This window comes from Saccharospirillum impatiens DSM 12546 (assembly GCF_000423605.1).
GTDB classification, from domain to species: Bacteria; Pseudomonadota; Gammaproteobacteria; order Pseudomonadales; family Natronospirillaceae; genus Saccharospirillum; species Saccharospirillum impatiens.
On record NZ_AUIH01000005.1, the window covers coordinates 89,568 to 110,525 of the forward strand.

Genomic DNA, 20,958 nt, shown 5'->3' on the forward strand with positions numbered 1-20,958 from the left:
GACTTTTTAGACTGAATTGGTCATCGACACGGGTGGCCATCTTTCGATACAACAGTACCAGAAGGACAGTCGTAATAAGAGCTTCACAACGCTCGGCTCGGATGGCCGGGTTTAATCACATGGACTGCAAGAGAGGTCTATTTATGAAGCGACAAAAACGTGACCCGCTAGGACGTGCTTATCAAAAAGGCTACATGGCTGGTCTGGAGGGTAGATCCAAAAGTTTATGTCCCGAAGGCAAACCCGAAGTCCATCAGGAGTGGATGAACGGGTGGCGCGAAGGACGATCCGATCAGTGGGATGGTTTCACAGGCGTACGCGGTGTACACCGTATCAACGAAGTACTGATGCCCCACTGACCCTTGTCATTCAATAACACCTACCCTTAGCTCAAAAGCCGGCCAACCTGCCGGCTTTTTTGTTGACCATTCCACCCTACCCCGGAAAAGCCTCACATTACCTTTCCTGGCCCGCAGACAGCGAAGCCTGAACACATTCCCGAATCAGGCTCGGCCCGTGGTAAATAAACCCACTATAGAGTTGAACCAGATCAGCCCCGGCAGACCATTTCTTCAGGGCATCATCGGCAGAACAAATACCACCAACGCCAATAATGGGCATGGTCGCTGGCAATAGATCACGCAGTTGCGTTACCACCCGTGTAGAGGCGTCCAGCAAAGGCGCTCCACTGAGGCCCCCGCTCTCTTCTGAATGCAGATGACCCGCGACGGCATCGCGAGCCAGGGTGGTATTGGTGGCCACTACCCCATCGACGTCAAACTCAATAAATGCCTGAGCCACCTTCTGCACCTCTTCGGCCGTCATATCCGGGGCAATCTTGATCAACAGGGGTTTGAAACCATGCTCGGCGGTCAATACACGCTGGCGCTCCTTGAGGCCCGCCAGTAACCGGTTCAGTGCTTCACCAAACTGAAGATTGCGCAACCCCGGCGTATTCGGTGACGACACGTTTACCACGACGTAATGCGCGTGCGGGTATACCTTGTCGAGGCAAGTCAGGTAATCGTCCAGCGCGTTTTCTTCTGGGGTATCTTTATTCTTACCAATGTTGATGCCTATGACCCCCCTGTATCGACTGCGCTTAACACGCTCTACCAGATAGTCGACCCCTTTGTTATTAAACCCCATTCGATTGATGATGGCCTGGTGCTCAGGCAACCGAAACAGTCTTGGGTGCGGGTTACCGGGCTGGGCCAGAGGCGTTACCGTGCCGACTTCAACAAAACCAAAACCCAGTGTCCCCAATGCATCCAGGTAATCGGCATTCTTGTCGAGCCCTGCGGCCAGTCCAACCGGGTTCTCGAACTCAATCCCCCACAGAGACGTTCGCCGACCTTCCTGCGCTTTACTCAATGCCCCCAACACACCCAGGCGTTGCAGGGCACCCAACCCATCCAGGCTGAGATCATGGGAGGTTTCCGGGCTGAGAGTAAACAAGGCACGGCGGATCAGGTTATACATTGGAGCACTCCATTTCAGACGGCGCGCAGTATAGCACCCGCACAACCCAGACTTAAGACCAGCAGGTCAGAGCTTGGATCAGGCAATGCGCTTAACGGCCACCAGTTTGTTGGCATCGTCAAAATCGATGCGGAAGCTGCCATGAATGCCACTGCGAGTGACAAAGCGCTGAAGAATGCTGGATGGGAAACGAACGCGCCTACCGTCGCGGGCTTCACAGACCACCTGAGATACATGCCCTTTGTAATGACGCAGATACTCATCTGCAGAAATGTACAAATCCACAATCAGGTGCTGCGCCATGCAGGTCAGGTCTCCGGAGACTCGGAATCGGTGAAGGTTACTTCAAGGGTGATTATGCGCACTTTCAGGTCACACACAAGTTGGCCCACGCTAAAAAGGCTCCCGGGGGAGCCTTTCTTGAAGCGATATCTGACCAGTGTTGCTATTAGAGCTCCGGCATTGTCGCTTGCGACAGATCCAGCAGTTCGCGTATCGCGACGCTGTACATGCTGAATTCAGGTTCATTCACGGCCCGAATCTCACTCATCATTCGCAACCAGCGCTCCACCAGTATGGTGTTGCGTTCCAGCCATTCAGAGACCATGGGTTCAAGCTCGCTGCCTTTCTCCATTTGCGCAAAAAGCCCCTGCGTGATGCGACGCTGCTGCCACTCCAAGTCGTCCCGGAATGACTCCCGGGCCATGGCCTGCCAGTGTGTGTTGACACTGAGGCTGTTGACCTGCTCAGCAAAATTGTCGAGCTCCAGCGCATCGCCCACCCGGAAGTAACCCTGGGCAACCAACATCGGATCCCGTTCCTGGGTTTGCGCCACGGCGATCACGCCCAAAGTCGTGTAGAGAATCTCAGACGCACAGACTCGTCTCGCAACCTCAGCCGGGATACCCTGCTCTTCCAATTCAGCGGCTTCTTGCAGCCATTGATCTTTTTGCTCTTCAGGCAACAGGGTTTCTAGCGCATCGGTCATTTGACCTACCGGCTCCCGATACAGGCTGATCACGTTACTGATGTCTATTCCGGTACGATAATTCTTCACCAGCCAGCGGCTGGCCCGACGAACCATTCTCGCGGTGCGCAGCATCAACTGGCTTTGCAACTCGGATGGCACCTGATGATCAAGCGCTTCTATCTGATCCCAAAGATCATGCAGACCGAAAATATCCCGCGCCGCCACGTAAGCCTTGGCCGCCTCAACCGGCGACGCACCGGTGCTTTCCTGAAGCCGGTTAAAATAGGCGATACCCATATAGTTGAAGATGTCGTTGGCAACCTGGGTGGCCACAATTTCCGACTTCAACCGGTGCTGGCGCATCGGTCCTTCGAACTTTTTGAGCATTTTTTCAGGAAAAACCGTGGCAACGGCGTCTTCCAGATAGGCGTCTTCAGCGACATTCTCGCGAATCAACTGTTCTTTCAAATCCCCTTTGACGTAGGAGATCAACACAGACAGCTCAGGCCGGGTCAGGCCAAGCCCTCTCGTCTTACGTTCCGTGATGTCATCTTCCGACGGCAAAAACTCCAGAGATCGGTTCAACTTACCGGCCGCTTCCATCGAATTGATCAGTCGCCGATACTCTTCAACCCGCCGGCTCGACTCGGTAAACGCCAGGCCCAGTGCCTGAGTCTGGCGATAATTATTGCGCAACACCAACCGGGATACGTCTTCCGTCTGTTTGAACAGCCAGTCATTGCGTTGTTTGACAGTTAGGTCACCATTGGCGACCAGATCGTCCAGCAATATCTTCATGTTGACTTCATGATCAGAACAGTCGACACCGCCGGCGTTATCGATAAAGTCGGTAAAGCACCGGCCCCCGTTAAGGTTGAACTCCACGCGACCCAACTGGCTGAAGCCAAGGTTGCCACCTTCGCCAATAACCTTACAACGCAACTCATTGCCATTGACGCGCAGCGCGTCGTTGGCTTTGTCGCCAATGTCTGTGTGGTTTTCATGACTGGCCTTTACATACGTCCCAATGCCGCCATTCCACAACAGGTCAACCGGGGCTTTGAGCATGGCACTGATCAGGTCGTTGGGGGATATCTTCGACTTACTGATATCAAATACCGCTTTCATTTCTTTCGAAACCGGAATCGACTTGGCGGTGCGACTGAAGATGCCACCACCCTTGGAGATCAGTGACGCATCATAGTCTTCCCAGCTTGAACGCGGCAGATCAAACAACCGCTGACGCTCGGCGAAACTCGCTGTCTCATCCGGCTCAGGGTCGACAAAAATATGCAGGTGGTTGAATGCACCGACCAGTTTCAACGTTTGTGATCGCAGCAGGCCGTTGCCAAACACATCGCCGGCCATGTCACCGACACCGACAACTGTGATCGGATCTTTCTGTACATCCAGCCCTAACTCCCGAAAATGACGCTGCACACTGACCCAGGCACCCCGGGCAGTAATACCCATCTTTTTATGGTCGTAACCGTTACTGCCACCCGACGCGAAGGCGTCACCCAGCCAGAAGTCGTATTCATCGGCAACCGCATTGGCGATATCCGAGAACGTCGCGGTGCCTTTATCGGCTGCAACAACCAGATAAGGGTCGTCTTCGTCATAGCGCACGACGTTCTCAGGCGCAATCAGTTCACCCTCTTTCAGGTTGTCCGTGACATCCAGCAAGGCTCGAATAAAGGTTTTGTAGCAAGCAATACCTTCGCGCATAAAGGCTTCACGATCGCCGTCCAGAGGCAACTGTTTGGCGACAAAGCCGCCTTTTGCCCCCACCGGAACAATAACGGCATTCTTGACTTGCTGCGCTTTAACCAACCCAAGCACTTCTGTACGGAAGTCTTCAATCCGGTCGGACCAGCGCAGCCCGCCCCGGGCAACCTTACCGCCACGCAAATGCACACCTTCGACACGAGGCGAGTAAACAAAGATCTCGAACATGGGCCTGGGTAACGGTATACCGCTGATTTTCGCCGGATTCAGTTTGATACTGATGTAGTCCTTTCGCCGGCCAGGCTCATCTTCCTGATAGAAGTTGGTGCGCAGAGTGGCTTTCATCAATTCAACGTAACGCCGCATAATGCGGTCTTCGTTGATGTTGTTGACCCCTTCCAGTGACTGTTCAATACCCTGCAACCACTTGTCTACCTGAGACTTGCCTTTTTGCTTGGCCGGACTGAACCGGGCCGAGAACAACTCGGCCAGCATGTCCGTTATTTCGGTGTACTTGATCAGGGTGTCGGCTATGTATTCCTGCGACAAGCCAAACCGCAACTGCTTCATGTAGTGGGCATAGGCACGCAACATGGCGACTTCACGCCAGGTGAGTCGCGCTCGCAGAATCAGCTGATTGTAGGCATCGTTCTCGGCCCTGCCATTCCAGATGTTGATAAACGCCCGGGAAAACTCATCGCGGTATTTGGCTGGATCAAGCTCCGGGTCTGGCTCGTACAACAAGGAGAAATCATAGATCCAGGTACAGCTGTTTTCTCCGTAATTGATTTCGTACGGGTACTCGTCAATGACCTTCAGCCCCAGATTTTCAAGCACTGGAATCAGGTCTGAAAGCAACAACGCAGACCCTTTGTTAAATATCTTCAGTTTCAACTCGCTGCCGGTTGGCTCCATCGACCGGTAGAAGCTGAGCGTAATAGGGTCTGCATTGGTGGCGTTCAGCGACTCCATACGCTGAATGTCAGCGACGGCAACGCGCGCACTGTATTGCTCACGGTAACTGGCCGGGAAGGCGTCGACATAGCGTTGATGAAAGCGCATGCCCTTCTCTTCACCAAAAGACTCAACCAAGGCCTGTTGCAGCTCATCCGTCCAGCGTCGGGCAATTTGGACAATGCGCTTTTCCAGCAGTTCAGTTGGCAACGCTTCATCAATCGGGTGAGTCAGCTTGAACACGAAACGCGTTCTTGCCAAAACCGACTCGCTAAAGAAGGTGGTAAAATCCGACCCTTCCACATCGAACTGGTCAACCAGCAAGTCGTGGACCTGTTGACGCAGCTGAGAGTTGAAGATGTCGCGCGGCATATAGACAATGGCATTCAGGAACTTTCCATAGATGTCCTTGCGCAGTAGCAAACGGATGCGCTTTCTTTCCTGAATGGCCAGCACATCCAGGGTCATACTCAGCAGCGTATCCACCGAGGCCTGAATCAGTTCATCGCGTGGGAAGGTAAACAGAATGGAGGCCAGTTCCTTGTAATTGTGCCCTCCTTCGGCAAAACCACTTTTTTCCAGTACCAGCTCAATTTTGCGACGCACAACGGGAATATTGACCGGCGCTTCGTTGTACACAGTAGACGTATACAGGCCCAGGAACCGACGGCCGCCAACAACCTCACCCTGTTCATTGAAGTGCTTAACCAGTACATAATCGGAGTATGCCGGGCGGTGCACGTTGGCCCGATGTCCCGATTTGGAGAAAATCAACAGCTCCTTATCAAACACATGGGAGCGACGGTGCTCGGACATTCCGGCAATGGTTTCGTTACGGCGCTTAGCGCTCTTCTTGAACAACCCCAGCGCACTGCCCTCAACCTGCTTGACCGTATCTCCCTCTACGACATACTCATCATAGGCGAGAAAGGTAAAATGGTTGTTAGCTAGCCACTTCATGAACACCTTGCCCTCGTCCAGTTCTGACGAATCGACCGGATAGTGCAAGGCATTGAAATCGCTAATGGCATCGCGGGTTTTCTGCAAGATGGCGGAATAATCATCTACAACCCGCTCAACATCCCGGACAACGGTTCGAATCTCACTCTCGATACCGTCACGTTCGCTGGCGATGGTCGTGCGGTCCACCTCGATCAGCAACAACAGCTCCTGAGACCCCTTGCCTGAAAATCCATCAAACTGGCCGCTTTTGTTGCGAGAGACCTTCAGACTGGCGTGAAAGATCGTATGAATATTGGCACCCAGCCGATTCAGAGTGAGACGCACAGAATCAATGATGAACGGTAAATCCGAATGCAATATGGACACAATGGTATGGGGTGATTGCCATTCATGCTCTTCAACATTGGGGTTGAAGACGTTAACCAGGCCATGCTGCGCTTTACCGCCTTGCAGCGTGCGCCACATTGAAACAACCAGACCGGCCAAGTCGGTCATTTCATACGAAAGCAGGTCTTGCATTGACGCGTGCTTGAACAGGGCGTGGATCAGCGTCTTTAGATTATCACTGTGCTCTTTCGGGAAGTGGGGCTGCAGGCGGGCGTGCAGGCTATCAAGCAACTCACTTCGCTGATGAGACATGGTTTGCGTCATTGTTGGCCTCTGTTTTTCTTTTTAATGTCTGGCAATGTCATGCATTGCTCGCTGTTGATTTGCAGGTAGTATGGGTTGTGCTCAATTGACTCGATAAATCAGGTGTCCGCTTGATACTAGTTGAACCGAGCGTATTCTCTAGTAAACGACACCCCCTTTCATCCTGCCAGCCGTTGTTTTTCGGGGCTTTGTCGCATTGCAGGATGCAGGGTCGCATTTATGAAATCTATTTGATAATACCAAGGTGGGGGACTGTATCATGTCCGATAAGACGGGTTCGACCGCTAATGACACCAACAAACAGCCTGGGAAACCCAGGTTATCGAAATTACTGATAAGCCTGTTGGCCGGGCTGGTCGGTGTACAAAGCGATAAAAATCGCATCAGCGATTTTTCATCAGGCAGTATCTGGCCCTTCATCCTCGGTGGCATCCTGTTCACCGTTCTATTTGTGGTCAGCCTGATTGGGCTGGTTACCTTGCTGGCTCCCTGAGCAAAAGCACCTTCCCGTTGCTAAAAAGGCCCATTGCAGGGCCTTTTTAATGTTACCACTTTTGTATCACAGACATGATCAGGTCGCTGTCGCTACCCAATAAACCGCTGCAACAACAACAGTAGTGACGATAATAACAGCCGCAATGGCATCTGCCTGAGCATCAGTCATACCTGATTTTTTAGTTGTCGCCATCTTGAGTTCCCCTTTTTGTTCTTTTTGTGAGCGTTCTAACAGGTGACAGCACCCATCGTATGGGGTTGCCGAAGAAATGGTTTAAGCACTCTGTCATGCGCTCGTGCGATGCCTGACCGGCTAGCTGCAACCGTGCGTATCAGACGTCTTTTGAAGCACTCATTCCAGAGTCCTGTTTACGCGGGACATTTAATCGTCTATTGGACGTCGGTTCAAGCCACCTTATATAACGGTATGGCATAAAATTATGAAATATAAATTGTTTATGGAATAAGAGGCTTTCTCTATAGTGTCAGCCAACTCCCTCATTGGATAGGCGGACTGCATGTACTTGTACGATTCGTTCGACCAGAAAGTGGTCGATGAACGCGTTGCCCAGTTTAGAGAACAGACTGAGCGTTACCTCGACGGCAAAATCGCCGATGACGAGTTTCTGCCACTGCGCCTGCAAAATGGCCTGTATATCCAGCGTCATGCACCCATGCTGCGTATCGCCATACCCTACGGCCTACTGTCTTCCCGACAGCTCTACCGCCTGGCGGATCTGACCGAGCAGTACGACAAAGGCTACGCTCACTTCACCACGCGCCAGAATGTCCAGTTCAACTGGCCCGCCCTGGAAGACGTGCCGGATATTTTAGCGGGTCTGGCTGAGGTGCAGATGCACGCGATTCAAACCTCGGGTAATTGCATTCGTAATACCACCACCGACCAATTTGCCGGTGTCGTTCAGGATGAAATTGACGACCCCCGCCCCTGGTGTGAACTGATTCGCCAGTGGTCCACGCTGCATCCCGAATTCGCCTTCCTGCCGCGCAAATTCAAGATAGCGGTTAACGCCAGCCCTGATGCTGACCGGGCTGCCGTCCGTTTTCACGACATCGGCCTGGAGCTGGTGCGCGACGATTCCGGTGCCATCGGATTTCGTGTCTTCGTCGGCGGCGGCCTCGGCCGCACGCCTCTGGTGGGTCAAAACGTTCGTGATTTCCTGCCTGCCAAGCATCTCCTGACCTACCTTGATGCCATATTGCGGATGTATAACCTGAACGGCCGCCGTGACAATAAATTCAAGGCGCGAATCAAGATTCTGGTCAAGGCACTGGGCGTCGACGCTTTTCGCGACCGCGTAGAATCTGAATGGGCTCACCTCAAAGACGGTCCGGGCACGCTGACCCAATCCGAAATTGAGCGGGTCTCACAACATTTCATCGACCCTGACTATGCGGACCTGAATGACGCTGATGCATTACTGAAAGAACAGACAGCCAACAATCCGGGCTTCGATCGCTGGCTGGCGCGTAACATCACCCGCCATAAGAAGCCAGGTTACGCAGCCGTGACTTTGTCGCTGAAGAAAGTCGGTTACGCGCCCGGCGATTGCACTTCAGGCCAGATGCGCGCGGCCGCTCAATTGGCAGATAGCTTTTCGCTAGGCGGCCTGCGGGTCAGCCATGAACAAAATCTGATCCTTGCGGACGTGCGACAGGATCAGTTGCTTGACCTGTGGCAAGCCGCAAAGCAGCATGGTTTTGCCACGCCCACCATCGGCACCCTGTCTGATGTCATCTGCTGTCCGGGCGGCGACTATTGCGCCCTGGCCAACGCCAAATCAATCCCCATAGCCGAGGCAATTCAGGCTCAGTTCGATGATCTGGATTACCTGTTTGATCTGGGCGACATTGACCTGAATATTTCCGGCTGCATGAACGCCTGCGGCCACCATCATATTGGCAACATCGGTATTCTGGGTGTCGACAAGAAAGGGGAAGAGTTTTATCAGGTGTCACTCGGCGGCGACTCTGGCTTGAATGCCCGGGTTGGCAAAATCCTCGGCCCGTCCTTCAAAGCCGATGAAGTACCAGCCGTGGTCGATAAAGTCATCCAGGTATACGTTGATAACCGCACCCCTGACGAAACCTTCATCGATACCGTTGATCGCCTGGGCATCGAGCCTTTCAAGGAGCGTGTTTATGCAAAACCTCATTAAGGACGGCCAACTCCAGCACGACGACTGGGCGCTCGTTGAAGAAGACACCCCAGTACCCGCATCGGGACCGGTCATTTTGCCACTGGCGGTCTACCGCGGGCAGAAATCCGAATGGGACGCTAGCGACAGAAACATCGGCGTCTGGCTGAACGACGAACAAATGGCCGAAGACGTTACCGACAGTCTGGATAAACTGGCATTGATCGCACTGCGCTTCCCAAAATTTGCTGACGGCCGCGGTTTTTCCAAAGCCCGGTTATTGCGCGAGCGCCATGCGTTTGCCGGTGAGATACGAGCCATTGGTGATTTTCTGCCCGACCAGGTGTTCTATATGGGCCGCTGCGGAATCAATGCCTTTGCTTGCCGAACTGACGAGGAAGCCTCGATAGCCCTGGCACTGTTTGCTCCTTTCAGCGTGCGTTATCAGGGCGGGACTGACAGCGCTTCACTGTTTGAACAACGGTAACGCCGCCGCTTGAAGCCGACTAATGCCCCCAGAACAGGCCCTCTTCAAAGGGCCTTTTTCTTGTCCATTCAGCAGAACCTCCAGCCCTTTTCAAACCCAAAGACACCAACTCGATCACAAAAATAGTTGACGGACCTCATTTCACTGTATATAACTACAGTTACTGTATAAATGAACAGTAACGAGGAAGCCGCCATGTCCGCAACTGCACAGAGCACTCAGACTGAACCTAACCGTCAAACACCGGTTTGGCGTAGCCTGGCAACCCGCCCTCAACCCCATCACGGGCGGACAGCTGCCGACACTCTCAGCATGAGCACGTTGACGGAAGTCTTTTGTCAGGCACAGGGGTTAAAGCAACTGCAACTGTTGGTTCCGGTATTGGCGCAATTGAGTCAACAAGACAAGTGGATCACATTCATCGCTCCACCCTGCCTGCCCAATGGAAGGGCGCTGGCCCGTGCTGGCGTGGATACCCGTAAAATACAGATCATCCATACCGGAACCATCAAAGATTACTGGAAAACTCTGGACGATGTCCTGCAGAACGGCCAAAGCAGCGCTGTACTGTGCTGGCCGCCCCAGGGTGAATACAACGACAATAAAAGAGCGCAGATGAAACAAACAGGTGACCAGAGCAATACCGTCGCCTTCGTGTTCCGGCCATTTGGCAAGACCCGACCCGAGGCGATCAATGATTCGGAGACGACAGAACCCGACGTGCAGCAATTGGCTTTGGCCTTATAGGAAACGCGCAGGCGAACAACTATTAGAGACTGGAGATGCTACAGCTTGGAGAAAAGCGTGGTGCCCGGAGCCGGAATTGAACCGGCACGATCGCAATGATCGAGGGATTTTAAGTCCCTTGTGTCTACCAATTTCACCATCCGGGCGAATAAAGGACTGCTGGCGGCGGTAGTGACAACCGCTGCTATACAAAACCCTGGGAAGGGTCGGTGTCCGCTTCCGGGTGAGGAAGTGGAGGCTGGAGTCGGAATCGAACCGGCGTACACGGAGTTGCAGTCCGCTGCATGACCACTCTGCCATCCAGCCTTTACAGGCTTGCCCTGGTTACAAGGCGTTCTTACTTATTGGAGCGGGAAACGAGATTCGAACTCGCGACCCCAACCTTGGCAAGGTTGTGCTCTACCACTGAGCTATTCCCGCTTTACTGCTCATTACCAATGGTAATGCAAAACTCTGTCCGGTTGACTGAGGCTTCTTCGAAGCCTGAACTCGCGAGACTGCGCGTTCCGCCTCAACCTCGGAGAAGGTTGTGCTCTACCACTGAGCTACTTTCTCTTTGAGCTATTATCGCTTTTCGTCGATAGCGAGCTGAAACAGCTGTCTCAACCCCAATCAACGAGCGCGCATTCTAAGCATTCGTTACTGTGGCGTCAATTATTTTTCTTTACAATTTAGGCACTTAGCTGATTTCAGACGGAAGTTTCAGCTCAAGCCAAGCGCCCTCGACTTCAGCCTTTTGGGCGCAGCTCGGGCCAGGCGGCACGCAGGTACACAATCATCGACCAGAGCGTGAGTACCGCAGAAACCTGCAAGGCGAGCAGACCCAGGTTGGCAAGCCATTCGGCAGACAGCCAGGTCCGCATGGCCGGGTCCTGAGTCAGTAGAATGACAATCGCGACCATCTGCAAAGTCGTCTTTATCTTACCGAGCATATTCACCGCGACGCTCGCGCGCTTGCCCAGTTCAGCCATCCACTCTCGCAATGCAGAAATGACAATCTCGCGACCAATGATGACAATGGCAGGAACCGTCATCCAGATGCTGCTGTGGCTCTCAACCAACACCACCAGGGCTGCGGCGACGATGAGTTTGTCGGCAACCGGGTCTAAGAACGCTCCGAAAGGGGTCATCTGACCCAGCTTGCGGGCCAGGTAACCATCAACCCAGTCGGTAATAGCCGCAGCGGTAAAAATGATAGCAGCCAACATAAACGACCAGCTTTGCGGCAAGTAGTAAACGACAACGACGACGGGAATCATCAGAATCCTGAACAGCGTCAGTATATTCGGTATGTTCATAACCTTCCTTTAGTGGTGCGGACTAAGAGCGTCTCGCTTTACGTCCAATGGTCGGAAGGATTCCAGCTTTGTTCCACGCTGTAAACCATAGCCCGACCGCCGGAAGTACTTTTTTCACGTTGATTTCGCACCAGCAGTGATCAGCGGCTGTGCAAAAACTCGTATATCGATTCCGCCAGCCCCCGTGAAACACCTTTCACACGGGCAATTTCTTCCTGACTGGCCGCTTTTACACCCTGGGCACTGCCAAAATGGCGGATCAGAGCTTTTCTGCGGCCTGGGCCGACATTGGGTATGTCATCCAGCATGGAACCGACTCTGGCTTTGCTGCGACGCGTCCGATGGCTGGTGATGGCAAACCGATGCGCTTCGTCTCTGATGTGTTGAATCAAGTGCAGTGCCGGGGCATGGTTTGGCAGTTGAATCACCTGATCCGGCGATTCAAAAAACAGCGTTTCCAGCCCGGGCTTTCGGGTTTCACCCTTGGCGACGCCCAGTAAGGGAATGGCGACGCCCAATTCGTCCATCACCTCACGAGCCATTCTCATCTGCCCCTTGCCACCGTCAACAATCAGTAGATCAGGCAACTTTGCCTCTTCTTTCTGAAGCCGGCTGTAACGGCGCTCAATGGCCTGTGACATCGCGGCATAGTCGTCACCGCCAGTAACACCTTCAATATTGAATTTGCGATACAGGCTTTTGTTCGGGCCGTTCTGGTCAAACACGACACAGGAGGCGGTGGTCGCTTCGCCGGAGCTGTGGGATATATCAAAACACTCAATGCGTTCTGGCATCTCTTCCATTTCCAACGCACGCTGCAGGGCTTCAAAGCGCTGAACGATCTGCTGTCGGTGACTGATGCGCTGCTGGAGCTGTTCACGTGCGTTGGTCTGCGCCAACTCCAGCCAGCGAGCGTTACGGCCGCGCACTGAGCTGCTCAGGGTAATTTTACGCCCGAAATGCTCACACAGGGCAGACTCGAGCCAGTTCTTGTCAGTTACCGGGACGTTCAGCACCACACTTTGCGGGCAGTCGTCGTGAGTGCGCCCGAAATAATACTGGCCCAAAAAACTGAGCATGATGGTTGCGGGCTCTTCTTCAATCCCGGGCTTGGGAAAGTAGCTCTGGCTACCCAGCAAGCGCCCTTGCCGAATCATCAGATAGTGCACACATAGCCCGAGGTCGCTGGCTTCCAGTGCGAACACGTCAACATCGCCCCGGTCGCTGGAGACATACTGCTGCTCTTGCACCTTACGCAATACCAGCAATTGATCTCGTACCTCGGCGGCTGTTTCAAATTCCAGCTTCGCCGATGCGTCGTCCATCTCCAGTTCGAGGGTATTTATCAGTGTCTGATTTTTACCCTGAAGGAAGGCTCGCGTCTTATCCAGATCCGCCTGATACTCTTCCTCGCTCACGAATCCAACACAAGGGGCTTTGCAGCGCTTGATCTGGTATTGCAGGCAAGGGCGTTGTCGGTTTGTAAAGACACTGTCCTTACATTGGCGCACCTTAAAGGCTTTTTGCAAAATCGCTAACGACTCGCGTACCGCACTGGCATTAGGAAAGGGACCAAAATATTCGGATTTTCCACGTCGAGCACCCCGGTGCACATAAAGCCCCGGAGATTCATGTTCTGTGGTCAGTCGAATGTAAGGGTAGGATTTGTCATCTATCAGCAGAATATTGTAAGGCGGTTTGTGCTGCTTGATCAAAGTTTGCTCAAGCAGCAGAGCCTCGGTTTCGCTGTGTGTGACCGTCGTATCGATGCGCTGAATACGCGCCACCAGCGCCAGGGTCTTATTGGTCAACCCACGACTGCGGAAATAGCTCGATACCCGGTTTTTCAGGTTCTTCGCCTTACCCACATAGAGCAGCTGGCCATCGATATCGTACATGCGATACACGCCGGGCCGGGCTGTCAGATGCTTAAGGTAGGCTTTGTGGTCAAAGGGGTGCGTTGTCTCTGGCATAGCCAGGATTATACCATCTCATTGGGTTCCAGGATGCCATGTCGAATGGCCAAATGCGTCAGCTCCACATCACTGGAGATACTGAGCTTGTCAAAAATCCGGTACCGGTAGGTGTTCACCGTTTTGGGGCTCAGACACAACTTGTCGGAAATTTCCTGAACTTTCTTGCAAGAGCAAATCATGGTGGCAATTTGCATTTCCCGGTCTGACAGCTCAGAGAATGGCGACCCGCCCGCCCCGACATTTTGCAAGGCCAGTTTCTGGGCGACATTCGGTGCCAGGTACTTTTGACCAGCAACAACGGTACGAACAGCCAGCACCATTTCTTCGGATGACGCCCCTTTGGTCAGGTAACCTGCGGCACCTGCCTGCAACAAACGGGCGGGAAAAGGGTCATCACCACAAGCTGTGACAGCAATGATTCGAATATCCGGAAACTGGCGGTGGATCTTGCGGGTGGCTTCAATACCACCAATACCAGGCATACGAACGTCCATCATAATGACATCCGGCTCATGCTCTTTGGCCAGACGTATCGCATCTTCGCCGCTGGCGCCTTCTTTGATGACTTCAATGCCAGCAGCATCGCCGAGCAACCGGACCAGCCCCATCCGCACTAGATCATGATCGTCTACTACGATTACCTGGATCACGCACCCACCTCAATCGTTAACTGCACTTCTCATCCTGAGGTTTTGTCCATCCTGGAAAGAGTGACCGTCGAATGGCTCTGAAGGCCCGTGACGGCAGTGGGGCTCCCGGTAACGCAACCAGCCAGCGCCGGCAAAGCCGGATCACCAGAATGCCAGTGCACCCACAGTGACCCATAATACGGCTCAACTTCCTCGGATAAAAGCACTATGTCACTTTTTTGTCAGCGTCTCGGAGTGAAGCAGCCATCCTTGGCGCTTAACCACTACAAATGCGACTCCGCATAGGCTGCCAAACGACTGCGCGCGACGCCTTCCAGTGTGATAGATCCACCGTGCTCAAACCCCTTGAAACGCTCACTCATGTACGTCAGCCCGGAACTGGTCGGGCCCAGGTAAGGCGTATCAATTTGAGCCAGGTTACCCAGACATACCACCTTGGTGCCCTGCCCTGCACGGGTAATAATGGTCTTGATCTGATGAGGGGTCAGATTCTGGGCTTCGTCGACAATCATGATGCTTTGCTGGAAGCTGCGTCCACGAACAAAATTCAAGCTTTTGAACTGAATGGGCACCTTGGCACCGACAAAATCCTGGCTGCTGCCAGGGTCAAAATCCTCGGCGTGTAACGCTTCGAGGTTATCCGTAAAGGCACCAAGCCAGGGTTGCATTTTCTCGGTCTCGGTACCGGGCAAGAAACCGATGTCCTCATCCAGCCCCCGAGTGCTGCGAGTTGCGATGATCCGCTTGTACTGTTTGGTCTCCATGGTCTGCTCCAGGGCACAAGCCAGTGCAAGCATGGTTTTACCGCTACCGGCGGCACCATTGAGCGCGACCAGATCAATCTCCGGATCGAACAGCAGATACATGGCCATGGCTTGAAACAGATCGCGCGGAACCATACCCCAGGCCTTCTGACGCATCAGCACGCCCGTGTTGAGCATTTCAACGGATACATGTGCATCGTCTACCCGGTGAATACGACCGACAAACTCTTTTTGATCGTAAAAGAACTGATTGGCATGAAAAGGCCCGGGCAACACCCCCTCAAGAACGGCCTTGTCTATCACATGATACCGTTCACCACGAATATTCTGAGGGGCGATGGCTTCAATTTGTTCCCAGAAACTGCCTTCCAGGGCGTGATATCCAGTCGTCAGGCTGTCGATATCGGATATCAACTGATCGTTGTGGTAATCCTCTGCCTGCAGGCCACTGCCCCGGGCCTTGAGGCGCATATTAATGTCTTTGGTGACCAGCACCACTTCGGCATTTTGGTGCTGGGTTTGCAAAGCCAGTAAATCGTTAATTATGCGATTATCATTGCTGTGCGCAGGAAGAATGGACGCAGACGGATCCTTTGGCATCATGATGCTCAGCTTACCCCGGTTTTGCTGGGTGTGCTGGCGCTCAATACCGACACCTTCCATGATTTGCTGTGGTGTGGCCTTACCGAGAATGGCGTCAATAGTGCGCACCGATTGCCGTGCATCGGCCGCCAGGGCGGTACTGCCGACCTTGAGTTTGTCGAGTTCTTCCAGCACCACCATAGGGACCAGAACCTGGTGTTCTTCAAAATTGAAAACGGCGTTGGGGTCGTGAATCAGGACATTCGTATCAAGAGCGTAGATTTTCGGGTTGGAACCTTCACGAGCTGATGCGTGCATAACCTCTCCTGGTCGGGACGGCGGAGCAAGGGCGGTTGCTCCTGCGCGACAGCCATTCAAATGACCTGGCTGCCCAGACGGTATCTGACTGAACAAACGAGTTCCCGGTGGGCCAGAATGCCCGGCAAACAAGCCTGGCCATGTAGCCCAAAACCGGTTTGAGAGAGCAAGTTCTCCTTACAACTGACACCGTTTCAGAATAGGTGACCCGAGGCTGCTTGTCGCCCCCCAATGTGGATCTACCCGCAAAAAAGATTCCGGAAAAGCGACCGATCAGCAACCAGTCTGACGCCGACTGTCGGTAGAACACCTGCAATCCGGACGCATCACTCTAACGCTGCCGGCTCACCATATTCTTGGCTCCTTCCTGGCAAACGCTCGAACGCCCCATCAGTCCGACAGACCAAGACTTGCTCTACCCCTACCACGCTGGAGTCGGTCGCCTTGGATACCGGTCAAATACCGCTAACCATCGAACTCATGGTCTTCCGCTGCGAAGGCGACGCAAATACTGCCCGGCCCGACATTTAGCCCCCCAGTTAGACCCATGACACAGCTGAGAACGGCCACACCCTTTTGGGTTGCTGCGTTCTGCAGCGCTTTAAAACCCTCGTGACTGTCCAGGCCGGATAAATCACCTGCGATTGAAACCACCACGTAAGGGCTCAGCAATCCCTGTTCTACCTGTCGAATCGCATAGCGCATCAGCCGGTCAACACTGGCGCCAAAACCCCGCCCCTTGGCCACGGGAAAAGTATCATCCCCCCGGGCAGACAAAATCGGGACGATATCCAGTGACTTGGCCACCATTGCCGTCAGCATACCAACGCTTTCATCCCCTTTTTTTCGAGCCCGCTCCCGAATGTAGTAAACGTCGGGAGCAACCAAATATGCGTAGATTCGCTGACGCATGGCATCGGCTAACTTGAGAATTTCATTCTTCGACTTGCCGCGCTCAATCATATCGCTGGTAAAGGCCGCTAAAACGCCCTGCCCGCAGAACAGCGTCCCCGAATTCATTATTCTCATGCCAAAATTCCCGTCACGTCCGGCAGCCTCCCGAATGTCGTGATAACTGCGCAGAATGGCGTGTGACGCCTTGGTTGCATTATCGTAAATCGGGCTGCGCTTTCGGCTCACGGTTTGAACCAGAGCAAAATCGTACTCAGTCACCAGTTCATCCAGAAACAACCGCTCGATCTCTTCAGTGCTATAGGGAATGGATTCGGCATTGTGACTACGCCCGAGCATATCTCCAGCGTAAAACTCGGTCAGTTTCTGAGCATCCTTGACATCAGTATAGGTCTGGTCGTCGACCCGGATTGCGATGGGTAGCAACTTAATGTTGCGGTCATCGATAAAGCTGGGCGGCAAATCACAAGCCGCATCGATAACAAGAACGGTGCTCATTGATCACTCCTGACTCGGTTTTTATTATTGAGAGCGTACTTAACTGGACCATCAATTTTCAGGGCACAGGCTGTTTGACTACCAAGACGTGCAACAGCCTCACACCGTCAATTAGACATCGATGGTGCTCTCGTTTTGTGATTTCGGTCAACTTTCAGTGTTCAGAGGGTGTCGAATCTGTCCCCTTTCGATCGGGTAATCGATTCATTACAGAGGATTTTTCACTAAACCGGCGCCTGGACAGGACTTTCTGCATAATATCGCTAGAATAGCGCCGGTTTATTCATGAAGAAGTGACGACTTTGCAACGTCTGGAACTCCCCTACACCGAGACCGCACGCCCCTATTTTGCAACGCTTGCGAACGAACCCGGGGCCATCTGGTTTCATTCCGGCAACCCGGCCCGGGCAGGTCACCGCTGGGAGTGGTGTTCAGCCTGGCCGGACACTCGTTACAAAATGCTGGCAAATCAGCAAGTACAACGCGAGCACCAGGGCAAGACATCCGTGATCGACACTCACGATTTCCTGGGTTGGCTGGCAACACAACAACCTGAACTTGCAATCGATAATGACTTGCCCTTTACCTCGGGCCTGGCCGGGCACCTCAATTATGAAGCCGGGCATGGGCTACAGGGCCTGACCGGACGCCATCCAAGCCCAACCTGCCTGGCCAGTATTGACCGGTATAACTGGAGCCTGGTGATTGACCACGAACAAAGACGGAGCTTTCTGTGCTTGTCCGAGCACTTGTCCGAAACGTTGAGACGCCGGGTGATTGCCTGGTTTGAAACGCACCGGGGGCATACACCAGAAAGGCATTCCGAGCCTGCCATCGCCCCTTTGAACTGGCGGTCGGGAATGAGTCGTGAGGCGTATCAGCAGCGGTTTGCAACGCTCAAAAACTACATTCTTGCTGGCGATATATACCAGGCCAACCTGACGCGCCCCTGGTACGCTGACATAGATACCCGGATAACCGACTGGGCCATTTACAGTCAGCTAATCGACCGGGTTCAGGCGCCTTATGCGGTCTTCCATCGTGCCGCGGACCACACTCTGATGAGTGTATCGCCAGAACGATTTATAACCGTTAACCAGGGGCGCATTATCACCCAGCCGATCAAAGGCACTCGCCCCAGAGGCGCAACGCCCGAAGCGGATCAGCGCCTGGCTCAGGAACTCGAGCTTAGTGAGAAAGACAGGGCTGAGAATCTGATGATTGTCGACCTGCTGCGCAATGACCTGTCGCGGAATGCCCGCGCTGGCAGCGTAAAAGTGCCTGAGCTATGCAAGCCGGTGACGTTCAGCAACGTGCACCACCTGGTCAGTACCATCACCGCCGACCTGGCCGCAGGGGCGACGCCTCTGGACTTACTGCGAGATGCGTTTCCCGGCGGCTCCATTACCGGCGCGCCGAAACGCCGGGCTATGGAGATTATCGACGAGCTGGAAGTCTGTGCCCGCGGTCCATATTGCGGCACAGCGTTCTGGCTCAGTGACAGTGGCGCCTTTGACAGTAATATCCTGATCCGGTCGCTACTAAGAACCCCGAACCAATTGATGTGTTCTGGCGGTGGCGGTATCGTCGCTGACAGCCTCGCCAACGATGAATATGAAGAGAGCGCGACTAAAGTCGCGCATATTCTGAACGCACTGGGAACCGTTTCAGGCCGGTAGAGCCCGGTTGCTGGCCTGCAAAAATGCCGCCTTCAGGTTGTCATAACCGGTAACCGCCGGAAACTGCGGGAACTCCGAAATCACATTGGCCGGGGCATTGAACAGGATTCCCGCATCGGCCTCGCCTAGCATGGTGGTATCGTTGTAGGAATCACCAGCGGCAATGCACCGAAAATTCAGGCCATGAAACGCTTTAATGGACGCTCGTTTGGGATCCGGCTGACGCAAGACATAGTCGAGCACCCGCCCCCGATTGTCGACTTCGAGCCGATGACAAAACAAAGTCGGGTATCCCAACTGACGCATCAGCGGCGCTGCGAATTCGTAAAATGTATCCGACAAAATAACGACCTGGAACCGCTCGCGCAGCCAGTCAACAAACTCTGCAGCTCCTGGCAAGGGTTCAAGCTCTGCAATCACCGCCTGAATCTCATTCAGCCCCAGATTATGGTCGGTGAGAATCTGCAGGCGTTGCTTCATCAGTACGTCGTAATCCGGAATATCACGGGTAGTTGCTTTTAAGGTCTCTATTCCGGTTTTTTCCGCAAAGGCAATCCAGATTTCGGGGATCAGAACCCCTTCAAGGTCAAGGCAGGCTAATTCCACAGTTGGTTCATCCTAGTGATGGGAAACGCAATCAAGAAGGTACTAACGTTACTGGGCTGTCGAAAAGAAGACAACGTCATTAACTGAATGGCAGTATTGCTGGTTCAGCCTCAGGCCTGAGCACTCTTACCATTTGATTAAAAAGTGTTCCACACGAATGGCTCCACGTGGAACAGTTCCACGGAATCACCTCCCTGCCCGATGCAGACCACCCTCATCAACATAACCTTATGATATGCGGTTATTTAACGAAGTTCGCGCAAGCTGGTAAAGTCATCGCTTATCCGTGACCTCCGTGCCTGACCATGAATCTGACTGAACTGAATCTGGAACTATCCGGGCTGTCGCCCCGGGACATTCTCAAACGCGCGCTAGAAGCACATGACCGCATCGCCCTTTCCTTCAGTGGCGCAGAAGACGTTGTTCTGGTTCATATGCTGAGCAAGCTTACCCAATCGCCCCGGGTGTTCACGTTGGATACCGGTCGTTTGCACCCCCAGACGTACCGCTTCATCGATCAGGTTCGCAACCATTACAGCCTGCCGATTGAGCTCTATTCCCCGAGGGCTGAACCGTTGCAACAACTTGTCCACGACAAGGGGCTGTTCAGTTTTTACCAGGATGGACACCAGGAATGTTGTGGCATCCGCAAGATCGAGCCACTGGAACGTGCACTCAGCGGAGTGGATGCCTGGATAACCGGACAACGCAAAGATCAAAGCCCCAGCACAAGGGCCGAAGTCCCCAACGTTCAGCGTGACGACCGTTTTACAGGCCGCGGAGAGGTTTTGTATAAGTACAATCCATTGGCGAACTGGACCTCTGCGGAGGTTTGGAATTACATTCGCATGATGGATATTCCCTACAACCCTCTGCACGAACAAGGCTTCATCAGCATCGGCTGTGAACCCTGCACTCGCCCGGTTTTACCCGGGCAGCATGAGCGGGAAGGTCGATGGTGGTGGGAAGAGGCCACCCAGAAAGAATGTGGCTTACATGCGGGTGGAAAGCCCGGTGGGTTGCCTTTTACTGACTAGAG

At 53.5% G+C, this 20,958-nt stretch carries 16 protein-coding genes and 3 tRNA genes; 7 read left to right on the top strand and 12 right to left on the bottom strand.

The window, feature by feature from the left end:
* The first annotated feature begins 143 nt into the window (after positions 1-143).
* On the top strand, positions 144-359 hold the full coding sequence (gene rmf / locus G565_RS26300) for a ribosome modulation factor (RefSeq protein WP_084649234.1): 216 nt from the start codon (positions 144-146) through the stop codon (positions 357-359).
* A gap of 97 nt (positions 360-456) precedes the next feature.
* Here the strand turns inward: rmf and G565_RS0105055 are convergent, their stop codons facing one another.
* From G565_RS0105055 to G565_RS0105065, 3 genes are all read right to left on the bottom strand, one after another.
* Positions 457-1,482, bottom strand: coding sequence for a quinone-dependent dihydroorotate dehydrogenase (locus G565_RS0105055; protein WP_028669976.1), 1,026 nt, complete (start codon positions 1,480-1,482; stop codon positions 457-459).
* Between the two features lie 78 nt (positions 1,483-1,560).
* The gene (locus G565_RS0105060) at positions 1,561-1,785 is read right to left on the bottom strand and encodes a DUF2835 domain-containing protein (protein WP_028669977.1); all 225 of its coding nucleotides are present in this window, start codon (positions 1,783-1,785) and stop codon (positions 1,561-1,563) included.
* Between the two features lie 145 nt (positions 1,786-1,930).
* Complete coding sequence (locus tag G565_RS0105065; RefSeq protein WP_245584123.1) at positions 1,931-6,736, bottom strand: NAD-glutamate dehydrogenase; 4,806 nt, start codon at positions 6,734-6,736, stop codon at positions 1,931-1,933.
* A 271-nt stretch (positions 6,737-7,007) separates the two neighbouring features.
* Here G565_RS0105065 and G565_RS0105070 point away from each other — a divergent pair, with 271 nt between their 5' ends.
* The 4 genes from G565_RS0105070 (at position 7,008) to G565_RS25820 (ending at position 10,636) form a co-directional block, all read left to right on the top strand.
* Positions 7,008-7,241: a DUF2970 domain-containing protein gene (locus tag G565_RS0105070; RefSeq protein WP_028669979.1), complete on the top strand. Its 234-nt coding sequence runs from the start codon at positions 7,008-7,010 to the stop codon at positions 7,239-7,241.
* A gap of 520 nt (positions 7,242-7,761) precedes the next feature.
* On the top strand, positions 7,762-9,423 hold the full coding sequence (locus tag G565_RS0105080; protein ID WP_028669980.1) for a nitrite/sulfite reductase: 1,662 nt from the start codon (positions 7,762-7,764) through the stop codon (positions 9,421-9,423).
* Positions 9,407-9,889, top strand: a complete 483-nt coding sequence (locus tag G565_RS0105085) for a DUF934 domain-containing protein (RefSeq protein ID WP_028669981.1) — start codon at positions 9,407-9,409, stop codon at positions 9,887-9,889. Before G565_RS0105080 ends, G565_RS0105085 begins: the two co-directional genes overlap by 17 nt.
* Before the next feature lie 195 nt (positions 9,890-10,084).
* Positions 10,085-10,636, top strand: a complete 552-nt coding sequence (locus G565_RS25820) for a cell division inhibitor SulA (protein WP_051207370.1) — start codon at positions 10,085-10,087, stop codon at positions 10,634-10,636.
* Between the two features lie 58 nt (positions 10,637-10,694).
* Here G565_RS25820 and G565_RS0105095 read toward each other — a convergent pair.
* From G565_RS0105095 to G565_RS0105130, 8 genes are all read right to left on the bottom strand, one after another.
* Positions 10,695-10,782 (bottom strand) — tRNA-Leu (locus tag G565_RS0105095).
* 86 nt (positions 10,783-10,868) lie between these two features.
* Positions 10,869-10,942: transfer RNA gene (locus G565_RS0105100), tRNA-Cys, on the bottom strand.
* Between the two features lie 39 nt (positions 10,943-10,981).
* Positions 10,982-11,056 (bottom strand) — tRNA-Gly (locus tag G565_RS0105105).
* A gap of 308 nt (positions 11,057-11,364) precedes the next feature.
* The gene (gene pgsA, locus G565_RS0105110; RefSeq protein ID WP_028669982.1) at positions 11,365-11,934 is read right to left on the bottom strand and encodes a CDP-diacylglycerol--glycerol-3-phosphate 3-phosphatidyltransferase; all 570 of its coding nucleotides are present in this window, start codon (positions 11,932-11,934) and stop codon (positions 11,365-11,367) included.
* Between the two features lie 140 nt (positions 11,935-12,074).
* The gene (gene uvrC, locus G565_RS0105115; protein ID WP_028669983.1) at positions 12,075-13,907 is read right to left on the bottom strand and encodes an excinuclease ABC subunit UvrC; all 1,833 of its coding nucleotides are present in this window, start codon (positions 13,905-13,907) and stop codon (positions 12,075-12,077) included.
* Between the two features lie 8 nt (positions 13,908-13,915).
* Positions 13,916-14,560, bottom strand: a complete 645-nt coding sequence (gene uvrY / locus G565_RS0105120) for a UvrY/SirA/GacA family response regulator transcription factor (RefSeq protein WP_028669984.1) — start codon at positions 14,558-14,560, stop codon at positions 13,916-13,918.
* 263 nt (positions 14,561-14,823) lie between these two features.
* Positions 14,824-16,224 (bottom strand): PhoH family protein, encoded by a 1,401-nt coding sequence (locus G565_RS0105125; RefSeq protein WP_028669985.1) that lies wholly within the window; start codon positions 16,222-16,224, stop codon positions 14,824-14,826.
* Between the two features lie 465 nt (positions 16,225-16,689).
* A complete protein-coding gene (locus G565_RS0105130; RefSeq protein WP_028669986.1) occupies positions 16,690-17,634 on the bottom strand; it encodes a DegV family protein in 945 nt (314 codons plus the stop codon).
* Positions 17,635-17,927: 293 nt separating this feature from the next.
* Between G565_RS0105130 and pabB the strand changes: the two genes are divergently transcribed.
* Positions 17,928-19,313: an aminodeoxychorismate synthase component I gene (gene pabB / locus G565_RS0105135; RefSeq protein WP_169579615.1), complete on the top strand. Its 1,386-nt coding sequence runs from the start codon at positions 17,928-17,930 to the stop codon at positions 19,311-19,313.
* Here the strand turns inward: pabB and thrH are convergent.
* The gene (thrH, locus tag G565_RS0105140; RefSeq protein ID WP_028669988.1) at positions 19,302-19,919 is read right to left on the bottom strand and encodes a bifunctional phosphoserine phosphatase/homoserine phosphotransferase ThrH; all 618 of its coding nucleotides are present in this window, start codon (positions 19,917-19,919) and stop codon (positions 19,302-19,304) included. The genes pabB and thrH overlap by 12 nt on opposite strands.
* A 305-nt stretch (positions 19,920-20,224) precedes the next feature.
* Here thrH and G565_RS0105145 point away from each other — a divergent pair, with 305 nt between their 5' ends.
* Positions 20,225-20,956: a phosphoadenylyl-sulfate reductase gene (locus G565_RS0105145; protein WP_028669989.1), complete on the top strand. Its 732-nt coding sequence runs from the start codon at positions 20,225-20,227 to the stop codon at positions 20,954-20,956.
* Positions 20,957-20,958: the final 2 nt, after the last annotated feature.

Excerpts from the sequence above, each read along its gene's own strand:
- rmf (WP_084649234.1), top strand. The coding sequence starts at position 144 with ATGAAGCGACAAAAACGTGACCCGCTAGGACGTGCTTATCAAAAAGGC.
- G565_RS0105065 (WP_245584123.1), bottom strand. The coding sequence starts at position 6,736 with ATGTCTCATCAGCGAAGTGAGTTGCTTGATAGCCTGCACGCCCGCCTG.
- G565_RS0105070 (WP_028669979.1), top strand. The coding sequence starts at position 7,008 with ATGTCCGATAAGACGGGTTCGACCGCTAATGACACCAACAAACAGCCT.
- pgsA (WP_028669982.1), bottom strand. The coding sequence starts at position 11,934 with ATGAACATACCGAATATACTGACGCTGTTCAGGATTCTGATGATTCCC.
- G565_RS0105125 (WP_028669985.1), bottom strand. The coding sequence starts at position 16,224 with ATGCACGCATCAGCTCGTGAAGGTTCCAACCCGAAAATCTACGCTCTT.
- G565_RS0105130 (WP_028669986.1), bottom strand. The coding sequence starts at position 17,634 with ATGAGCACCGTTCTTGTTATCGATGCGGCTTGTGATTTGCCGCCCAGC.
- G565_RS0105060 (WP_028669977.1), bottom strand. The coding sequence starts at position 1,785 with ATGGCGCAGCACCTGATTGTGGATTTGTACATTTCTGCAGATGAGTAT.
- G565_RS0105055 (WP_028669976.1), bottom strand. The coding sequence starts at position 1,482 with ATGTATAACCTGATCCGCCGTGCCTTGTTTACTCTCAGCCCGGAAACC.
- G565_RS0105085 (WP_028669981.1), top strand. The coding sequence starts at position 9,407 with ATGCAAAACCTCATTAAGGACGGCCAACTCCAGCACGACGACTGGGCG.
- G565_RS0105080 (WP_028669980.1), top strand. The coding sequence starts at position 7,762 with ATGTACTTGTACGATTCGTTCGACCAGAAAGTGGTCGATGAACGCGTT.
- uvrC (WP_028669983.1), bottom strand. The coding sequence starts at position 13,907 with ATGCCAGAGACAACGCACCCCTTTGACCACAAAGCCTACCTTAAGCAT.
- G565_RS0105145 (WP_028669989.1), top strand. The coding sequence starts at position 20,225 with ATGAATCTGACTGAACTGAATCTGGAACTATCCGGGCTGTCGCCCCGG.
- G565_RS25820 (WP_051207370.1), top strand. The coding sequence starts at position 10,085 with ATGTCCGCAACTGCACAGAGCACTCAGACTGAACCTAACCGTCAAACA.